General features: G+C 55.6%; 16 protein-coding genes. 10 read left to right on the forward strand and 6 right to left on the reverse strand.

From position 1 onward, the window contains the following. The 5 genes from ACYQ11_RS20875 to ACYQ11_RS20895 form a co-directional block, all read left to right on the forward strand. On the forward strand, positions 1-271 hold a 271-nt coding region (locus ACYQ11_RS20875), incomplete at its 5' end, for a hypothetical protein (RefSeq protein ID WP_459925769.1). Positions 272-440: 169 nt separating this feature from the next. Continuing rightward, a complete protein-coding gene (locus ACYQ11_RS20880; RefSeq protein ID WP_459925770.1) occupies positions 441-932 on the forward strand; it encodes a peptidase associated/transthyretin-like domain-containing protein in 492 nt (163 codons plus the stop codon). Between the two features lie 372 nt (positions 933-1,304). Continuing rightward, the gene (locus ACYQ11_RS20885) at positions 1,305-1,556 is read left to right on the forward strand and encodes an AbrB/MazE/SpoVT family DNA-binding domain-containing protein (RefSeq protein WP_459925771.1); all 252 of its coding nucleotides are present in this window, start codon (positions 1,305-1,307) and stop codon (positions 1,554-1,556) included. Then, positions 1,544-1,873 (forward strand): type II toxin-antitoxin system PemK/MazF family toxin, encoded by a 330-nt coding sequence (locus ACYQ11_RS20890; RefSeq protein ID WP_459925772.1) that lies wholly within the window; start codon positions 1,544-1,546, stop codon positions 1,871-1,873. Before ACYQ11_RS20885 ends, ACYQ11_RS20890 begins: the two co-directional genes overlap by 13 nt. A 549-nt stretch (positions 1,874-2,422) precedes the next feature. After that, positions 2,423-3,295: a hypothetical protein gene (locus ACYQ11_RS20895; RefSeq protein ID WP_459925773.1), complete on the forward strand. Its 873-nt coding sequence runs from the start codon at positions 2,423-2,425 to the stop codon at positions 3,293-3,295. A 29-nt stretch (positions 3,296-3,324) separates the two neighbouring features. Here the strand turns inward: ACYQ11_RS20895 and ACYQ11_RS20900 are convergent, their stop codons facing one another. From ACYQ11_RS20900 to ACYQ11_RS20920, 5 genes are read right to left on the reverse strand one after another with little or no spacing between them, the layout of a single operon-like run. Further along, positions 3,325-4,728 carry a B12-binding domain-containing radical SAM protein gene (locus tag ACYQ11_RS20900; RefSeq protein WP_459925774.1) on the reverse strand — a complete coding sequence of 468 codons (1,404 nt, stop codon included), beginning with the start codon at positions 4,726-4,728 and terminating at the stop codon, positions 3,325-3,327. Next, positions 4,728-5,672, reverse strand: a complete 945-nt coding sequence (locus ACYQ11_RS20905; protein ID WP_459925775.1) for a class I SAM-dependent methyltransferase — start codon at positions 5,670-5,672, stop codon at positions 4,728-4,730. The genes ACYQ11_RS20900 and ACYQ11_RS20905 overlap by 1 nt, the downstream gene beginning before the upstream one ends. A gap of 4 nt (positions 5,673-5,676) precedes the next feature. Further along, on the reverse strand, positions 5,677-6,801 hold the full coding sequence (locus tag ACYQ11_RS20910) for a radical SAM/SPASM domain-containing protein (RefSeq protein WP_459925776.1): 1,125 nt from the start codon (positions 6,799-6,801) through the stop codon (positions 5,677-5,679). Positions 6,802-6,848: 47 nt separating this feature from the next. After that, on the reverse strand, positions 6,849-8,303 hold the full coding sequence (locus ACYQ11_RS20915) for a B12-binding domain-containing radical SAM protein (protein ID WP_459925777.1): 1,455 nt from the start codon (positions 8,301-8,303) through the stop codon (positions 6,849-6,851). 5 nt (positions 8,304-8,308) lie between these two features. Beyond that, positions 8,309-9,355 carry a radical SAM protein gene (locus tag ACYQ11_RS20920; protein ID WP_459925778.1) on the reverse strand — a complete coding sequence of 349 codons (1,047 nt, stop codon included), beginning with the start codon at positions 9,353-9,355 and terminating at the stop codon, positions 8,309-8,311. Between the two features lie 183 nt (positions 9,356-9,538). Here ACYQ11_RS20920 and ACYQ11_RS20925 point away from each other — a divergent pair, with 183 nt between their 5' ends. Together ACYQ11_RS20925 and ACYQ11_RS20930 are read left to right on the forward strand one after the other, a co-directional pair. Then, entirely contained in the window at positions 9,539-10,597 is a 1,059-nt protein-coding gene (locus tag ACYQ11_RS20925) for a radical SAM/SPASM domain-containing protein (RefSeq protein WP_459925779.1), read from the forward strand. Next, the gene (locus ACYQ11_RS20930; protein ID WP_459925780.1) at positions 10,594-11,583 is read left to right on the forward strand and encodes a class I SAM-dependent methyltransferase; all 990 of its coding nucleotides are present in this window, start codon (positions 10,594-10,596) and stop codon (positions 11,581-11,583) included. The genes ACYQ11_RS20925 and ACYQ11_RS20930 overlap by 4 nt, the downstream gene beginning before the upstream one ends. On the opposite strand, the gene ACYQ11_RS20935 is transcribed toward ACYQ11_RS20930, so the two are convergent. Next, positions 11,556-14,102, reverse strand: coding sequence for a cation-translocating P-type ATPase (locus tag ACYQ11_RS20935; protein WP_459925781.1), 2,547 nt, complete (start codon positions 14,100-14,102; stop codon positions 11,556-11,558). The two genes, ACYQ11_RS20930 and ACYQ11_RS20935, sit on opposite strands and share 28 nt — an antisense overlap. A gap of 671 nt (positions 14,103-14,773) precedes the next feature. Between ACYQ11_RS20935 and ACYQ11_RS20940 the strand changes: the two genes are divergently transcribed. From ACYQ11_RS20940 to ACYQ11_RS20950, 3 genes are all read left to right on the forward strand, one after another. Continuing rightward, on the forward strand, positions 14,774-15,739 hold the full coding sequence (locus ACYQ11_RS20940) for a class I SAM-dependent methyltransferase (protein ID WP_459925782.1): 966 nt from the start codon (positions 14,774-14,776) through the stop codon (positions 15,737-15,739). 217 nt (positions 15,740-15,956) lie between these two features. Further along, positions 15,957-17,087: an HD-GYP domain-containing protein gene (locus tag ACYQ11_RS20945; protein WP_459925783.1), complete on the forward strand. Its 1,131-nt coding sequence runs from the start codon at positions 15,957-15,959 to the stop codon at positions 17,085-17,087. Positions 17,088-17,300: 213 nt separating this feature from the next. Continuing rightward, complete coding sequence (locus ACYQ11_RS20950; RefSeq protein ID WP_459925784.1) at positions 17,301-18,866, forward strand: metal transporter; 1,566 nt, start codon at positions 17,301-17,303, stop codon at positions 18,864-18,866. The last annotated feature ends 323 nt before the right edge of the window (positions 18,867-19,189 follow it).

A 19,189-nucleotide genomic window follows, 5' to 3' on the forward strand; every position in this document is an offset into this window, starting at 1 on the left:
ACTTAAAGATAGGTTGGCTTATAGCTATTGGGCAGGGATAACATATGCTAAAGGGGATTTGTTTTATGATGGAGGGTCTAATTATATTAATACTGAAAGAAATTCTGTAGGAGTAGTTTTAGGCTGTAAGATACGTTATTTATATTCAGAAACATTGGATTTTTCTTTAACAGCTGATGCTTATCATCTAAATTTTGGAGAGGTTGAAAAAGATCTTGAAATATCGGAAGAAACTTTGTCTATGCGCGTTGGTCTAAACTATACATTTTGAGGTAATTTTTTGTATTTGTTTCTCCCCCTTTAAACGTCTTTATTAATTTTAAATCACTAATATCTGAAAGAGTAAAGGAGTTGCTTATGATTTGAAAAAATATGAAATAAAATTTTACCCTAATTGTTGTTTGCCATTGATGTTTAATAATCATTCAAAGGATTGATATATGAATGCTATTTTTTTTATATTTTTTTGTGTAATAACTTTTTCCTTTTCTGGATGTGCTACTATTGTTAGCAAGTCCCATTACCCCGTAAGTATTAGCAGTCAACCGGATGAAGCTGAAATAATAGTAAAAAACAGTTCTGGTCTTAATGTTTTTGCTGGACGAACGCCATCTACTATAAATTTGAAGGCCGGTGCGGGTTTTTTCAGAGGTGAAAAGTATACTGTTACCTTCAATAAAGAAGGTTATACGCCCTTTATGGCTGAAATAAAACGTGGCGTAGATGGTTGGTATATTGCAGGAAATTTTTTTTTCGGAGGCCTTGTTGGATGGCTTATTGTTGATCCGGCAACAGGAGCTATGTGGAAGCTTGAAGATCTCCATGTTGATTTGAACCCTATACAAGCTTCTTGCAGCGACAGTACATTTAAAGTGGTAACGATTGATAATATCCCGAATCATCTCCGATCAAAGATGATTCGAGTAAATTGATATTTATATGTTGTCAGCACCGGTCCGAACATGCATTAATCTCTCGCCGGGTTGAAGACGTTCGTAAGGTCAGTGGGCCATAGTAGGCCCACTGTTTTTTTGTTTGCCCGGCAAAGCCGTGGCTCCGTCTGCTTGAGAGAGCAGAGATTCCCCGTCCGGGGGGAAATCAATCCGAATCGCAAGGGCGTTGCTGGTAACGACAGGTCTGAAGGAAGCGATAGGAACCTGAAAGTCGGATAATGCGCACACTATTATTTTGAGCCCACTCCCAAGTATTTCAAAAAGAGCCTGTCTCTTAAAAAACTTAATTCTTGACTTTCGATGTTTGTGTAATTACAATGTGCTCACAATTATCAATAAAGGAGAACGGTAATGAGAGCGCGCGTAATAAAAATTGGTAATTCCCAAGGATTGCGTATTCCAAAACCTATTCTTGAGCAAACAGGGATAATGGATGATGTTGAAATCGAGGTTGAAAAAAATCAAATAATCATTCGACCCATTAAAAATGTTCGGGAGGGTTGGGATGCCGCTTTCAAAATTATGGGCGAAAAAGGTGATGATGAGCCGATTCTTGGCGAAAGCATTTCACATTCATGGGATGATGAAGAATGGCTGTGGTAGTGAAACGTTTTGACGTTTACTTGATAAATCTCGATCCAACTATTGGATCAGAGATTCAAAAGACTCGACCTTGTTTGGTTATCTCTCCTGATGAAATGAATCGTAACATTCGCACCGTAATTATTGCTCCTATGACCTCTGCCCAGAAAGAATACCCCACTCGGGTTTCATGTACTTTTCGAAAGAAACAGGGACAAATCGTCCTGGATCAGGTGCGAACAGTAGATAAGGCGCGCCTGATTCAAAAGCTTGGTACGATAGACTCGAAATCGCAACTGGACGTTATTTCCGTACTTCAGAGACTATTTGCATTTTAAGGAGAGAAACAGGCAAATTTTAAAGCATGACACCTCGATGTTCTGGAAGAGACGTTAAAACAGTTGCAGCCGGAGCAGTGAGGGCCTTTGCGGTGGGATAACAAAATCGACCTGTCCCTCCTTCCTTTCTCCTTCCTTTGCAAAATAGTCGGGTGACCATCGGATAAGAACCGGATGAGCACGCGTCGATTTGTTCTTCATACAGCCGATGCCGCGTTGGTGAGCGCAACTGCGATTTTGAATCATCAGGACGTGAATTCGATGGCTTGCGACTCAGGTTACCCCTGTGGTAAAAGGAATAAAATCGTTGACTTGAGTCAGACCTCCGACTAACATGGCGACCTGTTTTTTTAACGACATGAGATTTTTGGGGGGAGTATGAATAGAATTGTTTCGGTGTGTCTTGTCTTTTTTTCACTCAGCGTGATCGTATCGGGGTGTGGGCCAAAATCACCGTCCCGGCCCATCGCAACGGACGTTCAGTCCATCGTATCTCGTCCGCCGCAAGACGGGTTTGACGCATTGATCATCTGCCGTCCCTGGAAATTTGTGAACAGCGGTGTCGTCTCGGCCTTTCTGATCGACGATACGCCCGCCGTCAATTTCAAGAGCGGCTGTGCCCGTTTTGATGTGAAGCGCGGAAAGCATCGGATTATTGCATGCATCACCGATTATGACGAAATGAAATGGGGCAAGGGCATTGTCGTTGAAACAAAAAAAGACAGGCCCACCGTCGTTGTTTTTGACGGTTCCACACGGAAATACATGGAAAACCCGGATTTTCCGTTTCAGGACATGACGCCTTATCAACCGGAGAACCCGGTGATCACGACGACTTATGTTTCCGACGAGGATCGGGTCAAGATGGCTGAGGCAAAACGTCAGGAATCAAAGGAACTCGCTGAAATCGAAGCATACAAAACACGGATCGGGGCCTATATCCGTGAAAAGGATTATTCGGGCCTGAAGGTCTTTGTCAACAAGAACCCCCGCGCGGCCTATTATATTCCCGATCAGGAGATCCGCCTGTTGTTTATCGGACCTGAACGCCTGCAGGTGGGCGACATTATCAATTATAAAAAGAAAAAGATAAGCGACGTCCTTCTGATTTCCAAAATCAAAAGCTCAAAAACGCCTTACAAACAGTTCAGCATGGAAGAGATTCTGCTTTTACAGGAATACAATATCAGTGACGCTCTCATTGCGGCCATGATCGATGTCACCACGGAAATTGAAAAAGACATGGCCCGTGACGAAAAGCAGCGTCAATACCTGGAAGCGCAACGCGCCTTTATGGAACAGAAACAGGCGACCGTCCAGGGGCCGGGGCCCGGTTCAACGGTGGCCGGCGAGCTGGGCAGGCAGGTGGGGAAAGAAATCGGCAAAGAAGTGATGAAAAGCCTGCTCAACAATATATTTTAGGCTGTGAGCCTATGGGCGACGGTGCGGGTTTACAGCCGCAAAAGGTCGAAGGCGAAGCGGAGCCATTTCTCGAGCTGGTAGGTTTTGCGGGGGAGGCGTCGGATGACGCGGGCCAGGCGATACGGGGTGTAGAAGCGGAGGTAGGCCAGTTTCTGGAGGCGGGTGACTTTGTAGCCGGTGGCTTTTTCGTAGAAGGAGGTCGAGGTCTGGTAGCTGGACAAAAGGTCTTTGTTGATCACGTCCAGAAAGGGTTTGGCCATGGTGAACAGTTCGGTGTTTTCAAAGGGCACCACCACGAAGAAGCTGGCCATGTTCAGCCGTGAGCCAAGGGCGACCCGGACCGTCTGTTTCAGCTCGTCCAAGGTCTCACCGGGAAAACCCAGCATGAAAAATCCCCGGGTGATCAGGCCCTGCCGGTCGGCAAAGGCGATGTTGTCAAGAACCTTGTCGATGTCGAGGTGCTTGCGGATGACGGCCTGCATGCGCCTTGAACCGGTTTCAATGGCCAGGGTCAGCATGTAGGCTCCGGCCCGTTTGAGCAGCAGAATGTCCTCGTGTTCCAGCACGTCTCCGCGAAGGCCGTTGGGAAAGGCCAGTCTGATGGCCATGCCGCTTTCGATGATGCCGTTTAAGATCGCGTGCATGCGCGGGCGGTCCAGATTGAACACGTCGTCGATGATATGAAACTCCCGGACACCGTAGCGGTCGTACAGCAGGCGGATTTCGGCCAGCACGTGGGCCGGGCTGCGTTTTCTGAGTTTCTTGCCGAACATCGAATGGCAGTACACGCAGCGGTAGGGGCAGGCCCGGGTGGTGACCACCGAGGCATGGCGGGGTTCGGCCAGGATGCCGTTGAACTGGAGCCGGTTGCCCCAGTAATCCTTGAAATCGATCAGGCTGTAGTCGGGAATGGGGATGGTGTTCAGATTTTCGATGAAGGGCTCGGCGTCCGTAAACACTACCTTATCCCCCTCCCGGTAGGCAATGCCCCGGACCGTTCGGATATCCCTTCCTTCCAGGCGTGACTTGACCAGGTTCAGGAGCGTCCGTTCCCCTTCGCCGATCACCGCCGCGTCGATGGGATTTTCCATCAGCACCGATTCGGCGTTGGAGGTGGCGTAGGGGCCGCCGATGAGGATCAGGGCCGAGGGGGCCAGGGACTTGATGAACGTGACATTGTCCGATAAAAACTGATGCTCGAAGGACAGGGTGCTGATGCCGATGATGTGGGGCGCCGCCCTCCGGATGGTTTCGGCCAGGGCCCGGCGTTTGTGTGTGATGATCCTAAGATCGATCAGACGGATGTCGACCCGGCGGCCCAGGAATTTTTTCAGGTAGCCGGACAGATAAAGTACACCTAAGGGCACGTCGAAGGCCTGGTTGGGGGCGTAACCGTAGGTCTTGACGAACAGGATCCGAAGCGGGCCGGTCATCACAGGGACTCCAGGGGTTTCACGGCCCGTGTTTCCATCATGTCCGTGTGGCCGCCTTTCAGGTAGATCAGGCCGGGCAGACCGCAGAAAGCCACGAACAGCGGGTTGTGGACGCCGAAGAACGAGGCGAGGGCGGCCGGTGCCTTGCGGCGTTTCAGGCGGTTCTGGATGGACCAGGCAATGGGGCCGGGGCGGAAACAGGGTTTGACGGATTTAACCTCAAAGCCGTGGTCCGTCAGGAGCCGGGTCATGGAGTTCCGGCTGAAATGGGACAGGTGCCGGGGCAGGTGCCAGCCCCACCAGCAGGGACCGAAGGGCTTTCGGATCGGCGCGTCCACATCGGGGTTTTCCGTGATGAACAGGCCGCCGGGTTTGAGAATGCGGAAGACCTCCCGCACCGTGTCGGCTAGATCCGGCACATGCTCGAGCACATGGGACATGTAGACCAGATCGAAGGCCTTGTCCGGGTACGCCGCCTGGACCAGGGTGGCGTTGACCACATCGAGGCCCCGCTTTTTGGCCCGCTCCGCCATCTCCGCGCTGGGCTCGCAGCCTGAGGCTTCCCACCTGCTGCGGGTTTTCACGTAATCGAGAAAATAGCCGTGGGAGCAGCCCACATCGAGAAACCGTCCGGTTTCGGGAATCAGGTGCTTCAGGGCCTTGAACCGCGCCGCGCACAGGTATGTTTCCCGGAGCGTGTCGGCCAGGCCCGAATGGGTGTAGCACACGTAATTGTCATGGTAGAAGTAGCGGAACAGGTCGTCCATGGAGGGCCGGGGCGAGGTGTAGATCATGCCGCAGGCCCGGCACCGGACCACCTGGAATTCGTTGGTGTAGTGTGTTTCGAAATCCGGAGCCCGGAGCACGGGGCGGGGATCGTTATCGCCGCAGACCGGGCAGGAAACGGATTCAAGGGTCAGATCAAGATGCATGGGCTCGGGCATGGGATCACCGTGTGAAGGTCGTCTGTCGCAGTTCGTTTTCAAAATTCTTATAGAAGACCGGCTGAGATGAAAAATCAAGGGTTTTGTCGATGACGGTCCGGATGAAGGCGCGGTTTTCGGCGGCCAGGCAGTGGTCGTGCCAGGCAGAAAACACGGGAAATTCAAGGCAGCGTCGGCAGATGGTCTCAAGGGATTCCTCGCGGACATTGCCGAAGGACACATGGATGTACGGGCAGGGCAGGACGTCCCCGTATGCGCACAGGTAGATTTTTTCCTTCATGGCCGGGCAGCCTTTGGGCCCGAAATTGGAATCGAACTCAGTCCGGAAAAAGGGAAAGCGCCGGGTCAGATCGTCCAGGATCCGCCGCTCATCCCCCCACCACAACAGATTTTTCCGGTCTTTGAACCGGCCCACGGGCACGGGCAGGTTGCCGTAGACGATGTGCCCCATCTTTCCAAGATCTGCGATCAATTCCGGAAGGCGGGGCGAGCGGATCAGGCGGTTGTCGATGGTCAGGTTCACCGAGGTCTGGAGACCGGCCCTGCGGGCCATGGCCACGGCCTCGAGGGTCCGGTCGAAATAGCCGGGAAAGTGGCGGAACAGGTCCTGCTCGTCCTTGTCCGGATACTCAAGGCTGACTCCGAAAAAATCCAGCCCCGCGTGTTTGAGGGCGACGAGCCGGTCGTACGTGGCCAGGGTGCCGTTGCTCTGGATGTAGATCAGGTTTTCCTTCGGGGCAAACAGGCCGATGACCGTTTCGAGATCCCGGCGCATCAGGACTTCGCCGCCGGTGAAGTGGATGACGGTAATGCCCAGCTTTTTGCAGTCCCGGGCCACCTTTTTGAGTGTGGCCGTATTCATTTCCGGTTCACCGGGCCGGGAAAGGGGGGTGGTGAAGCAGTGCTCGCAGGCCATGTTGCAGTCGAAGGTCAGGGCGATGTCGATCTGCCGGGGGCTGATCCGGCCCAGGATTTTGGCCCTGATGTATTTGGCCAGATAACGGGCCGCCACCTTTGGCTTTCCCACCTGAAACAGGTAGCGGGCGTTGGCCAGGTTTTTTTCCGAAAGGGACCTGAGGCGGGCTGTCGTGTGTGCATTGATAGGATTCGTATCGGTGTCGTTGAACATTCGGGCATGTTACCCCTAATTTTGTACGAATGGAAACAAAAAACATGTCAGCGTGTTTTTCGACCCTTGATTTTGAATCCGATGCGCAAAAGATGGCCGAGCTGCCGGAGATACAGGGCTTTCTGGGGGATTTTCAAAAAATAGCGGAAAAGCCGGGCCGGGGTGAAGAACAGGAAATAGCATATCAGGATGTACCTTCGCAGGCTGATGCCCGTGGCGTCGGTGTAGTAGGTGGATGGGGCGAAAAACGTGGGGTCCGGCTGGGCAAGGCGCAGTCGGGCCTTGCCGTGCACGGTTTTTCGGGCCATGTCGTATAGGGCCGTGCCTTTGAAGGGGATGACCGAGAACAGGGACAGGGTGGAAAGGGGCAGTCGGGCCGGCAGCCTTATGGTGGCCTTGATCTCATCGATGGTTTCCGTGGGAAAGCCGATCATGAAATAGGCCCGGGTGATCAGGCCGATGCGGTCGGCGAAGCGGATGGCCCGGATGGTTTTATCGATGTCCAGATGTTTGCGGATGTAGGTCTGGAGCCGGGGGGAGGCGGTTTCCAGCGCGAAGGTGATCATGTAGGCCCCGGCTTCTTTGAGTTTTTGGATCATCGCGTCATCGGCCATGTCCCCACGGATGGCGTTGGGAAAACAGATCTTCACGGAAAGGTTTCGGGCGATGATCAGATCGCAGAAGGCGAACACCCGGTCCCGGTCGATGTTGAAGATGTCGTCGTAGATCTGGATTTCGTCGACCCCGTGGTTCCGGACCAGGGTTTCGATTTCATCGACCACGTTTTCCGGGGACCTTAGGCGGACTTTTTTTCCGAACATGTTGTGGCAGTAGACGCAGTTGAAGGGGCAGCCCCGGGAGGTGAAAACAGGCATGGGACGCCTGCCCGCAAGGATGATGTTGATCTGGATCATCCGGGCGTAGCGGTCGATGTCCAGAAGGCTCCAGTCCGGAAAGGGCAGCAGGTCCAGGTCGGCGATCACCGGGCCGTAGGGAGGGACGGGAAGGTCTCCGTCTGCCCGCCGTATCGAAAACCCCGCCGCGCGCAGGTCGAGGCGTGCGCCTGAGGCCAGACATTCGAGCAGGTCGCCGAAACTTACTTCCCCTTCGCCCCGGACGATGGCATCCACATGAATCAGGGATTGGAACTCTTCGGGGCAGTGGGTGGGGTAAGGGCCGCCGCAGCAGATGTGGATCGAGGCGTCCAGATCTTTGATGAGGGCCGTGAGCGCCTCGAGCACGGGACCGTCGCCGGTCAGGCAGAGAAACCCCGCCACATCGGGCCGGTAGGTGCGGATCATCCGGGCCAGGGCCTCCGTTGGCGAATCTTCCATCCGAAGATCCAGAAGACGGGTGTCGATGCCGGGAAATCGGGCCTTGAGTGACGAAGACAGGTACAACAGGCCCATGGGCGGCGAGGCTTCATGGGTGGACCCCCAGAGCCACGGGGGCTTGATCAGGAGGATTTTTGCCCGGGACGGGTCGGCAAGTCTGTGGGCCATGGGCGTCATCGGGCCCGGCTTCTGGTGACGGGGTGACGAAGGGCAGGAACCCGCAAGGGGATATCCTTGGCCTTGAAGGTCCGGCAGCGACGGCAGACATCGGGCCGTTTCCCGTCGATGAAATCCTGAAGCGTCTGCGTGAGGCCCGGGCCGTGGATGATGTCCGACAGGGTTGATTCGTAAAGGTTGCCCACGGTGATGCTTCGGTATCCGGCGGATACGCAGCAGGGGGACACGTCGCCGCTGGTCAGGATGCTTAGACTGCCCCGCCAGGGTTCGATGCAGTTCCCCAGGGCTCGGGTGCCTGTGTAGCGGATCAGGGGGGACAGCTTGATGTGCCGGATCAGGCCGCCGAAGGTTTGGGACAGGGTTTTCACCGAAGGCCGGTTGTCCGGATGCACCACCACCGACAGCTTGACTTCCATGGTGTCGGGCCTGACCGCAAGGAAGGCCCGGACGCGCTCGCGCAGCAGGGACAGGGAGACGCCCCGGTGTTTGAGGGCGTTGGCCTCGTCGGGTTCCACGGATACCACCAGAACGTCCAGACCGGATCGGGCGATGGTGTCCATGATCGTTCCGGTCAGAAGGGTGCCGTTGGTGTAAAGCACGGTCCGCAGGCCCTTTTGTTTGGCATAGGCGATCATGGCGGCGATGTCCGGATGGAGCAGGGGTTCCCCGATCAGGGCGAAGGCCAGGGATTCCACGCTTTTTGGCGCCTGGTCCACGATGGTGCGAAACAGGTCCATGGGCATGAGCCGGGGGCGCTTGCTTTTGTGTTCGAAATAGTGGCTGATCGAATGCCAGCAGTAGGAACAGGACAGGTTGCAGCCGAAGACGGGCTCGACGATCAGGGAGATCACGCGGTAGACGTTGGGTTTCTTCGCGGCGAAGAAAAGTACGTTCATTGCGGCGTACCCATAGGTCCGGGGCCGGTTCATTTTTTCATAGATCCAGTCCGCGTTCCGGCGGTTGCCGTAAAACACCACGGAGGCCGCCGTGCAGAGCCCCTTGAGCACAAGGCCGATGAATCGATCCCGTTTGGTGTGAATCATAATGGCTGATGACCTGTCTGAAACCCCATGGATATGAATGAGACAACTCTGGGGTATAATGGATTTGACCGGGCTGTCAAGAATTTATCCCAACGGGCGGGGAATCGGTTTGACAAGGGCAGGGGCTTTGGGTATGGCTTGAAAGCAGCGACCAACGCGAAACCCCTTTTCAAGGAAAACGGCGTGAAACGATCCGATGTTGAGAGGCAGCTTTATTTTCTGGCCTACACCCTGAAACCCTTCCGGCCTCTCATGGCCGCGCGGCAGGGCATGGCCAGGCTGAAAAGCCTTCTGGGGCTGGGCCGGGGGTTCCGGGTCGTGGATCTGGCGCTGGATTATGCCTGCAATCTGGATTGCGGCCACTGCTCGGCCATGGTGCTCAGGCGGGAGGCGCCCGTGCTTTCCCTGTCGGATTACCGGGACATCGTCCGGCAGGCCCGGGGCCTCGATAATCTGTCCTTCAACATTACCGGAGGCGAGCCCCTGATGAGTGACCGTCTGGACGCTCTGATCCACCTGCTTGAGCCCTTGCGGCATTATGTTTCCATCCAGACCAACGGCACCCTGCTGACCCGCAAGCGGGCCGGTCGGCTGAGGAAACTGGGCGTCAACTGCATCACCACCAGTCTGGACAGCGCCGATCCGGAGATTCACAACGCCTTTCGGGGCAGCCCCAAAGCCTTTGACCGGACCCTTGCGGCCGTGGAGAACGCCCGCAGCGCCGGCATGCAGGTCCTGGTGGGGGCCACGGTCAGTCACCAGACCCTGCGCTCCGGCGACCTTGAAACCCTGATTCGCCTGGTCAACGGCATGGGGGCGATCTTTTTGTTCAACCTGGCCGTTCCCTGCGGCAGGTGGAGCAGCAAGGACGACCTGGTGCTCCGGGGCGATGATAGGGAGTACCTCGCTAAACTGATGGATCGCTATCCGGCCACCGCCACGGACCACGAGCCGGGACGGAACGCCAAAGGCTGTCCGGCGGCCACGGAAAAAATCTATATCACCCCCTACGGCGATGTGCTGCCCTGTCCGTTTATCCATATTGCCTTTGGCAATGTGAAAAAAGACCCCCTTAAGGCCATCGTGTCCCGCATGCAGGCCGTTTCCTATTTTAAAGGCTATCCACCGATCTGTGTGGCGGCGGAGGACCGGGACTTTCACCGGCGTATTCTGTCTCGGGACCGGTTTCGAAATGGACAGGACCTTCCCGTGGACTTCCGGGATATCTGGGGGACGCCATGACCGGGATCACATGCCGACCCGTGACCTGCGCCCTGTGCGGATCGTCGGATTACAAGCCGTCCGCCGCAGGCAGGGATTACGAATACCAGACGGCAGACCAGATGTTTCACATGGTCCGCTGCCGCCGCTGCGGGCATGAGTACCTGAACCCCCGGCCCACCCCTGACGATCTTCCCAAGGCCTACCCGCCACACTACTACACCCTTTCGGGGCGCCATACCCGGCGGTTCTCCCCGGTTATCGGCCGGCTGAAATCCCTTGTGGTGGGCCGCCGCCTCAGGGCTTTCAACGCGCTTTTCAAGCGGGGGGGATCGGTGCTGGAGGTGGGATGCGGGGACGGTTCTCTGCTAATCGATCTCAAGCGGCGTTATCCGGATCTGTCATTGACGGGCATGGATTTTTCCGTCAGCCCGGACACCGAAGACCGCCTGGCCGCTTCCGGCATCCGTCTGATCCGCGGGCGGGTGGAAGACACGGACCTGGGCGACCAGACGTATGACCTGATCATCATGAATCAGGTGATCGAGCACGTCCCCGATCCGTCTGCGGTTCTGGCGCATCTGGCCCGAAGTCTTAGGCCCTTTGGGTTTATCAGCATCGAAACCCCCAACCGGAACGGCTATGACCGGCGCTTTTTCAGAGCCTCCTTCTGGGGCGGGTATTACTTTCCCAGGCATCTGCATCTGTTCGATGAAAAAAGTCTTCGGGTTCTTCTTCACGAAAACGGCCTTCCCGTGGCGTACCACGGGTATCTGCTGGCCCCGATCATCTGGACCTTCAGCGTTCATGCCGCCCTGGACCAGTGGCCCGGCTGCCGGCGCCCGGCCCTTTTCTTCACCGACAAAAATCCCCTGTGCCTCGCCCTGTTTACCTCCGTGGACCTTCTGGCCCGGCTGTTCGGCCTTCCCACGTCCAACCAGAAATTCATCGCGCAGAAGCGCCGCATGGGCGAGACGTCTCAGCGCTTCCATGTGAAACATTTGTAAAGCTCGAACCAGATGATGCTGAGTGCCCCCGTCAGACCGGCCAGACAGGCCGGAATCAGACCCACGGGAGCGAAACGGAACAGGTCGAGGAGAAACGGCACGTTCAGCACCAGAACGAGGAAGAAAAGCGCGCCGCCGAACACCCATTTGACCGTGGGGTTGGGGGAGACCATCGTCTGGAACACGTTGCGGGTCCAGGATCGGTTGGACAAAATGGTGGCGATATTGGCGGCGATCAGACTGATGAAGGTCAGGGACCGGACCGCCCGTTCCGGATAACCGCTGTAAACGCAGAACCCGTAGACCAGAAATACCGAGGCCATGATGAACAGGCCCTGGGTGCAGCTCATCATGATTTTTTTAAGGCCGAAAAAGGGCTCGTCAATGGGCTTGGGCGGACGGTCCATCACGTTCTTTTCTTCGGTTTCCGCTTCGAAAATGATCGAGCAGGCCGGATCGATGATCATTTCGAGAAAGACCACATGGACGGGCCAGAGCATCAGGGGCAGCTTGGCGAAGAAGACCGGGATCATGGCCAGACCCGTGATGGGTACATGGATGGCGAAGGTGTAGGCCAGGGCCTTTTGAAGGTTGTCGAAGATCCGTCGCCCCATCCGCATGCCGGCCACGATGGAGGAAAAATTGTCATCCATGATCACCAGGTGGGCGGTTTCCCGCGCCACATCCGTGCCTTTTTCTCCCATGGCGATGCCGATGTCTGCCGCCTTGAGGGCCGGGGCGTCGTTGACTCCGTCACCGGTCATGGCCACGATGTCCCGGTTTTTTCGAAGGGCCATGACAATGTCCAGCTTATGTTCGGGCACCACCCGGGCGAAGATGTTCACGTCCCTGATCCTCCGGCACAGATCCTCACCGCTCATGGTTCGAAGTTCCCGGCCGCTGATGGAAAGGTCCGGATTGCTCAGCCCGATGTCTTTGCCGATGTTGTGGGCCGTCACCGGATAATCCCCGGTGATCATGATGACCCGGACACCGGCCCGGTAGCATTCACGGATCGCTTCGGGCACACAGTCCCGGATGGGATCCTTGAAACCCACGAGCCCCACGAAGCTGAATTCGATGTCATGCTGATTGTCCGGCAGGGTGATGAACCGTCCCTCCGACCGGGCCACGGCCAGGACCCTCAGGCCTTTTCCGGCGAAGAGCCGTGTGATTTCAAGATAGTCCCGGGTTTCCTCGTCGGGCAGGTGGCACAGGTCGAAAATGGCTTCGGGTGCGCCTTTGGCCGCGATGATCCGTTCGCCGGAGCGTTCGTCGTCATAGACCCGGGACATGGCCAGAACGTCACGGGTGAGGGGGTATTCCTTCACGATACGGTAGGTTGTGTGGGCCTCGAGGCGGCAAGGCTCGAGGGCACAGGCGGCGGCATCGACGATGGCTTTTTCCATGGGGTCGAAGGGCTTGGACTGGCTGGCCAGGCGGGCGTATTCCAGAACGTCCTGAAAACAGAGCGGGCAGCTTTGGTCAAGGCCCGCATCGTGAATGGTTCTGCCGTTGAACAAAAGGTTCACGGCCATGCGGTTCCGGGTCAGGGTGCCGGTTTTGTCCGTGCAGAGCACCGTGGCCGAACCCAAGGATTCAAGGGCCGTGGACCGTCGGGCCAGAACCTGCTTGCGGGACATGCGGAACGAACCGATGGCCAAAAACACCGTAAGAATGACCGGAAACTCTTCGGGAAGAATCGACATGGCCAGGGTAATGCCCGCCAGAAAACCATTGAGCAGGTCACCCCGGGTCAGGCTGTAGACCAGAACCAGCATGGCGCACAGGGCGATGCCGATGGCGGCGATGCGGGCGATGAGCACGGCCATTTCTTTTTTCAGGCGGGTGGGTTCATCCTTGATGTTTTCCAGGGCCTTGCCGATTTTGCCGATTTCCGTCCGGCATCCCGTGGCGGTCACCTGGAAGATGCCGTTGCCCTGGACGATCATCGAGCCGGAATAAACAAAGGGAAGATCGTCTCCGCCCGGAATCAGCGAGGGATGCTCGTCGCCGGTCCAGGCCTGTTTGCGAACCGGAGCCGATTCACCGGTAATCAGGGACTCATCGGCCATCAGATTCAATCCCTGCAGCACGCGGGCATCGGCCGGGACCCTGTCCCCCTCTTTCAGCATCAGGACGTCGCCGGTGACGATGTCCCGGCTCTGGATCCTTCCGGCCCGGCCGTCCCTGATCACCAGGGCCCGAGGGGCGGCCAGATCCCGGAGGGCTTCAAGGGCGTTTTCCGTTTTTCGTTCCTGGTGAAATTCGATTCCCATGATGATGAACACGAAGCAGAGCAGAAGAACGCCTTCTCCCACATCACCGAGAAACAGATACAAGGTGGCGGCGGAAACCAGAAGCAGAAACATGGGTTCCCGGATCACCCCCAGGGCCATGGCAAGGATATTCCTGCGGCGCGTCGACGGCAGTTCGTTCGGTCCGTCGGCGGCACGTCTTATCCGTACCTCTTCCTCGCTCAGGCCGGTGAATGTGGTCGATACGCTGTCGTTGTTCATGCCGGCGTCCTTCGTCGGTGCCCTGGCCGGGGCGTCTTGGTGTGGCGTTCCCGTCATGGTTACCACTATAGCAAGAACACGGCCAAGGCCGCTTTTTTTGTAAGAGGCCGGTGGCTCCGATCATTCCTGTTTTGGGGATAAGCGGGGGCCGACGAACGGGTGTCAAGTAAATTGACAGGGTGGCAAAATGGACGGCTTCGTAAAACGTCCGATATCGGCGCTTTCGCTTCAGCCCTCGTCACTGCGGCGTACCTTTAATACGCCTCATTCCTCGGGCTTCGCAAGCCTTGATCTCGATCATTTTACGAAGCCGTTCAAAAATTGACTTTTTACGAGTTCATCAAAATGGGGGCGGCAAAAAAAAGGGCGGCTTTCACGTTCGTGAAAGCCGCCCCCGGATGGAAAATATCGAACAGGATGTGGGGACATCTCATTCCCGGAAAGGCGTTTGCTGTCCGGTGTCGATCTTCCGTCGGGCCGGACCCTATGGGCGCTTGCTTCCCGATGATCCAGGCCCTGGTGCATACTCGTTTTATATATCGGCCGAGGCCGGAAGGGTCTTTAGCCGCGGACGTAAAAAAAGGTGTTCTTGAAAATGTCTTTGATTCGTGGCCGATCTTTCGGTAATCTGACTTTTTTGAACGAATATCATCGAACGTCGGGAGGGTTTTATGCCGGATCAGGTTACGCTGACGAAATTCAATGCCCAGGGCGAGATGCTTGCCAACAGGGTCAAAAAACGTTTCAAACATCTGAAACGGCAGTTCGATCGTGAAAACATCGAGGTGTTCCGGCTTTATGACTGGGATATCCCCGAAATCCGGGCCGTGGTGGACTGGTACGCGGGCCATCTGGTCATCGGCGAGTACACCCGGAAACAGAGCGTCGCCGAATGGCTGCCCATGATGGGCCGGGCCGTGGCTGAGGCCCTTTCCGTTCCTGACGATCATGTTCATCTCAAGGCGCGCAAATACGGGGTCAAGGAAGGGCGCCGCTATGAGCGCCTTGATTATACGAACCGCAAGATCGTCATGTCCGAGCGGGACCTGAAATTTTATGTGAATCCCTATGACTATGTGGATACCGGACTGTTTGCCGATCATCGCAACACGAGGCAGATGGTCCGGGACATGGCCCAGGGCAAGGATTTTTTGAACCTTTACTGTTACACCGGGTCATTCACCTGTTACGCCGCCAGGGGAGGAGCCCGGAGCACCGTCTCCGTGGATCGATCCGAAACCGCCATTTCCTGGGTCCGGGAAAACCTTGCGCTCAACGGGATTCCCGAGGCGGGCCATACCCTTGTCCAGCAGCATACCATCGCGTTTCTCAGAAAGGCCAAAACCCGTAACATGCGGTTTGACCTGGCCGTGGTGGACCCGCCGTCCTTTTCCACCACCCGGGCGTCAAGCCGGGATTTCGATGTGGTTCGTGACCATCCCATGCTCCTGACCCTGGTTCTTGAGTTGATGCGTGAAGGCGGCACGGTGTTTTTTTCGACCAACCATCAGAACTTTCAACCGAACATGGGTCATCTGCCGGTTTCCGGCATTCGCGAAATCACCGCAGAGACGATTCCGGCGGACTACGTGAATCCGCGAAAGACCATCCATCGCTGTTGGCGCCTGTCGGTTTAATGCCCGCGCAGGGTTTTGGCATGTCGGTGAATTTATTTGATTCACCGGCGTTGTTATGATACATTTTTATGCATCTGTTCCAGGCAACGCCCATGGTTTATGCGAAGAGACGCCTCCTCCCGTTTCCGTTTCATGCCGATCATGGTCAAACCCGTCTCATATCGCTGTCTTGTCACACACGGATCAATTGTCCACTCCATGATAAAGGTGACCGCCCATGATTGAGAATTCGCAATTGCCCGTATCGGGGGAAACGATCAAGCTGCTCGTGGTCGACGACGACGAAAGTCCGCGGGAGGTGATTTACGATTTTCTTTCGATGGAAGGCTTCGACTGCATGACGGCCTCCCATGCCGAAGAAGCCATCCGTATTCTGGATGAACAGGCGGTCAGCCTCGTCATAACCGATATCAATATGCCCGGCATGTCCGGCGTGGAGCTTCTCAAGCGCATCAAAGCGGATTACAATGCCGACACCCTGGTCATGACCGGTTATATCGGCAAGTATTCCTATGAGGACATCATCGAGGCGGGAGCCGATGACTTCATCACCAAGCCCGTCTCCGGACAGGAAATCGTCCTTCGCGTCAAGCGGATCCTCAGGGAGCGACGTCTGGTCCAGGAATCAAGACAGGCCCATGAGGATCTCAAGGGCGCCTACCTGGACACCATCAACCGCCTGTCCATGGCGGCGGAATACAAGGATGAAGACACGGGAGACCACATTGTACGGATCGGTCTGTTCTGCTCCTTTCTCGCTGAAAAGATGGGCATGGATGCCAGGGATGCCTTGAATATCCGCTATGCCAGCCCCATGCACGATGTGGGTAAAATCGGAATTCCGGACAAGATCCTTCTCAAACCGGGGAAGCTGACCGACGAAGAGTTCGAAATCATGAAGACCCATACGACCATCGGTGCGAAAATTCTCGATCGTTCCAAATCCGACATTCTCAGGATGGCCCACCGGATCGCCTTGTATCATCATGAAAAATGGGATGGGCGCGGCTACCCCATGGGGCTCGGCGGACCGGACATTCCCCTTGAGGCCAGGATCGTTTCGGTGTTCGACACCTTCGACGCCCTGACCAACAGGCGGCCCTACAAGGAACCCTACCCCCTGGACCTTGCGCTGAACATCATCCGCGACCAGCGGGGAAAGCAGTTCGACCCCGCCGTGCATGATGCGTTTTTCGATCATCTGGACGATATTCTGGCCATCCGCGGAACGGTCCGCCGTGACGAGAAGGTCCAAGGCGGTGTGGTGATTCTCAGTGAGCGGGACAGGGCCGAGGGCCTGACATTTTTGCAGGAGACTGAACCGGACGAAACATCTCAAAATCATTAAGTTTTACTTGACGATCAAGCCGATTTTCATTAGAATTGTCTTGACTTTTTGAACCGCTTCCCTATGCCCCGGCGCTGCCGTTTTTCATCCAAAACGCCGGACATTGAACATTCGCACCGCGTGTGGATCAATTCCTCCCCCGGCTTCACGGGCCATTGACGACCATGGATCCACCGGCGCCGGAGATCATTCTACCAGAAAAAAGGAACGTTCATGACGGATTGCCCAGTCTTAGAAAATTTAATCGGTTCCAAGGTGCTGTACAAAGACCCGGTAACCCCGATTCTGGATGGTCTTGAATCGGTCAAGGCCATCCAGAATTATTGGGTTGGCCTGTCCAATTACATGAGTGATTTTCTGATTCCCTGCTTCAGCGCATCGAATTATTTCAGCAAAGTGGAACATGAGAGAACCATCACCCGGCCTGCGGTTGAAAGCATTGCATCCCAGCTTGATCTGCTGCGCTTCAACGTGGATCTGATCCATCGGGGCTATTCCGGGGCGATGAAGTTTCTCAACGATTATTTCAATCAGGAAGGCCATGAGCTTCTCGATGCCTGGTTCAATACCCTGTGCCGGGGTAACGGCGTCGACATCAAGTCCGTTGTGGCCAAGCGCATGGAAACCCTGAACCGGATCGCCAACGAATACCCCAAAGCCATCGAAGAAGTGGGCCCCGAATTCGGGTTCCATTTCGAGCGCGGCGAAAATGAAAAGGTCGCGGAAACCGACCGATTCATCCTTTACAAGATCGCGCCCATCGAAAACCGGGTGAAAACCGATGACGGCCTGAAACCCATCGTGATCATCCCGCCGTACGTGCTCGGTGCGAATATCCTTGCCTTTCTGCCCTACGAAAACAAAAGCTACACCCATGCCTTTGCCAACCAGGGTATCCCGACCTACATACGGGTTCTCAAAAGTATCGAGGACAACGAAGCGGTCCAGACCATGACCGGTGACAACGACGCCGAGGACCTCAGGATATTCTGTGACATCATCAGGAAACGTCACGGCAAACCGGTGACGCTCAACGGTTACTGCCAGGGCGGTTTCATTGCTGTCTGCGATCTGGCGTCCGGCAAACTTGACGGGCTTGTCGATGCCCTGATCACCTGTGTCTCTCCGATCGACGGTTCCAAATGCACCGGACTGGCCGATTTTCTAAGGAGCCTTCCCGAACGATACAACGATCTGGCCTACGGCATGAAAACCCTTCCCAGCGGCAATGTCGTTGCGGACGGCCAGTTGATGAGCTGGGTTTACAAGCTGAAAAGCATCGATACCGAATCGCCGCTGGTGTCTTTTTTCAGAGACCTGATCATTCTCAGCGCCAGCGACCACAACCAGTTTGTTTTCAATAAAACCGCAACGGCCCTGAATTACTGGCTGAGAAACGACCGGACCGATATCCCCCTGGGCATCACCAAAATGAGTTTCGCCTCATTCAATACGCCCATCGCCAAGGACGGGACCCTGCCTGTCACACTTTTCGGAAAGACGTTGAACATCAACCGGATCAAGGAGATGAAGCTGCCCTGGCTGATTTGTTACGGCGAAAAGGACGATCTGGTCGAGGCGGGGTCGGCTCTGGCTCCGCTGGAATACATGGAGGTCGAAACCACGCCCTTTCCCAAGGGCCATGTGGCGATCGCCACGTCCTGGTCCAACCCGAGATCCAAATACGCCCTGCATACCCGTTTCGGGGAAGGGGAGAAGTACAGAGGGCCGGTCAGGTTCCAACTGGATCTGAACGACACGGGCAAGAAGAAAAAATAAGGGGCAGGCGGATGTGGGCTTTTTCCGGGCAGCCGAGGGTTTAAAAAACGGCCCCGCCGCAAGCTGCCGGGGTATTGGGACCAGGGCAACCGCAGGTATCATTCGTTCTACGTGCATGTTCACGTTCACGCGCACGGTAGGCTGAGACCTGTTCGACCGCCATCGTAAACGTAAACGGCATGAATCCGTCACGCAAGAGAGGCCCATGTGTCTTATAGACCATACATGCGATTGGATAGGTATTGGGCCGTCTTTGAAAAAACTTAGACGTTTTTTGCGCCTCAAGGGGCAGGGTATTAAACCCGCAGCTTCACAATAATTAT

The sequence above is a fragment of the Desulfatiferula olefinivorans genome, assembly GCF_054657895.1.

Coding starts and splice junctions, on each gene's coding strand:
- ACYQ11_RS20935 (WP_459925781.1), bottom strand. CDS start 14,102: ATGAACAACGACAGCGTATCGACCACATTCACCGGCCTGAGCGAGGAA.
- ACYQ11_RS20905 (WP_459925775.1), bottom strand. CDS start 5,672: ATGCCCGAGCCCATGCATCTTGATCTGACCCTTGAATCCGTTTCCTGC.
- ACYQ11_RS20950 (WP_459925784.1), top strand. CDS start 17,301: ATGACGGATTGCCCAGTCTTAGAAAATTTAATCGGTTCCAAGGTGCTG.
- ACYQ11_RS20885 (WP_459925771.1), top strand. CDS start 1,305: ATGAGAGCGCGCGTAATAAAAATTGGTAATTCCCAAGGATTGCGTATT.
- ACYQ11_RS20945 (WP_459925783.1), top strand. CDS start 15,957: ATGATTGAGAATTCGCAATTGCCCGTATCGGGGGAAACGATCAAGCTG.
- ACYQ11_RS20910 (WP_459925776.1), bottom strand. CDS start 6,801: ATGTTCAACGACACCGATACGAATCCTATCAATGCACACACGACAGCC.
- ACYQ11_RS20920 (WP_459925778.1), bottom strand. CDS start 9,355: ATGATTCACACCAAACGGGATCGATTCATCGGCCTTGTGCTCAAGGGG.
- ACYQ11_RS20890 (WP_459925772.1), top strand. CDS start 1,544: ATGGCTGTGGTAGTGAAACGTTTTGACGTTTACTTGATAAATCTCGAT.
- ACYQ11_RS20940 (WP_459925782.1), top strand. CDS start 14,774: ATGCCGGATCAGGTTACGCTGACGAAATTCAATGCCCAGGGCGAGATG.
- ACYQ11_RS20880 (WP_459925770.1), top strand. CDS start 441: ATGAATGCTATTTTTTTTATATTTTTTTGTGTAATAACTTTTTCCTTT.
- ACYQ11_RS20930 (WP_459925780.1), top strand. CDS start 10,594: ATGACCGGGATCACATGCCGACCCGTGACCTGCGCCCTGTGCGGATCG.
- ACYQ11_RS20900 (WP_459925774.1), bottom strand. CDS start 4,728: ATGACCGGCCCGCTTCGGATCCTGTTCGTCAAGACCTACGGTTACGCC.
- ACYQ11_RS20915 (WP_459925777.1), bottom strand. CDS start 8,303: ATGGCCCACAGACTTGCCGACCCGTCCCGGGCAAAAATCCTCCTGATC.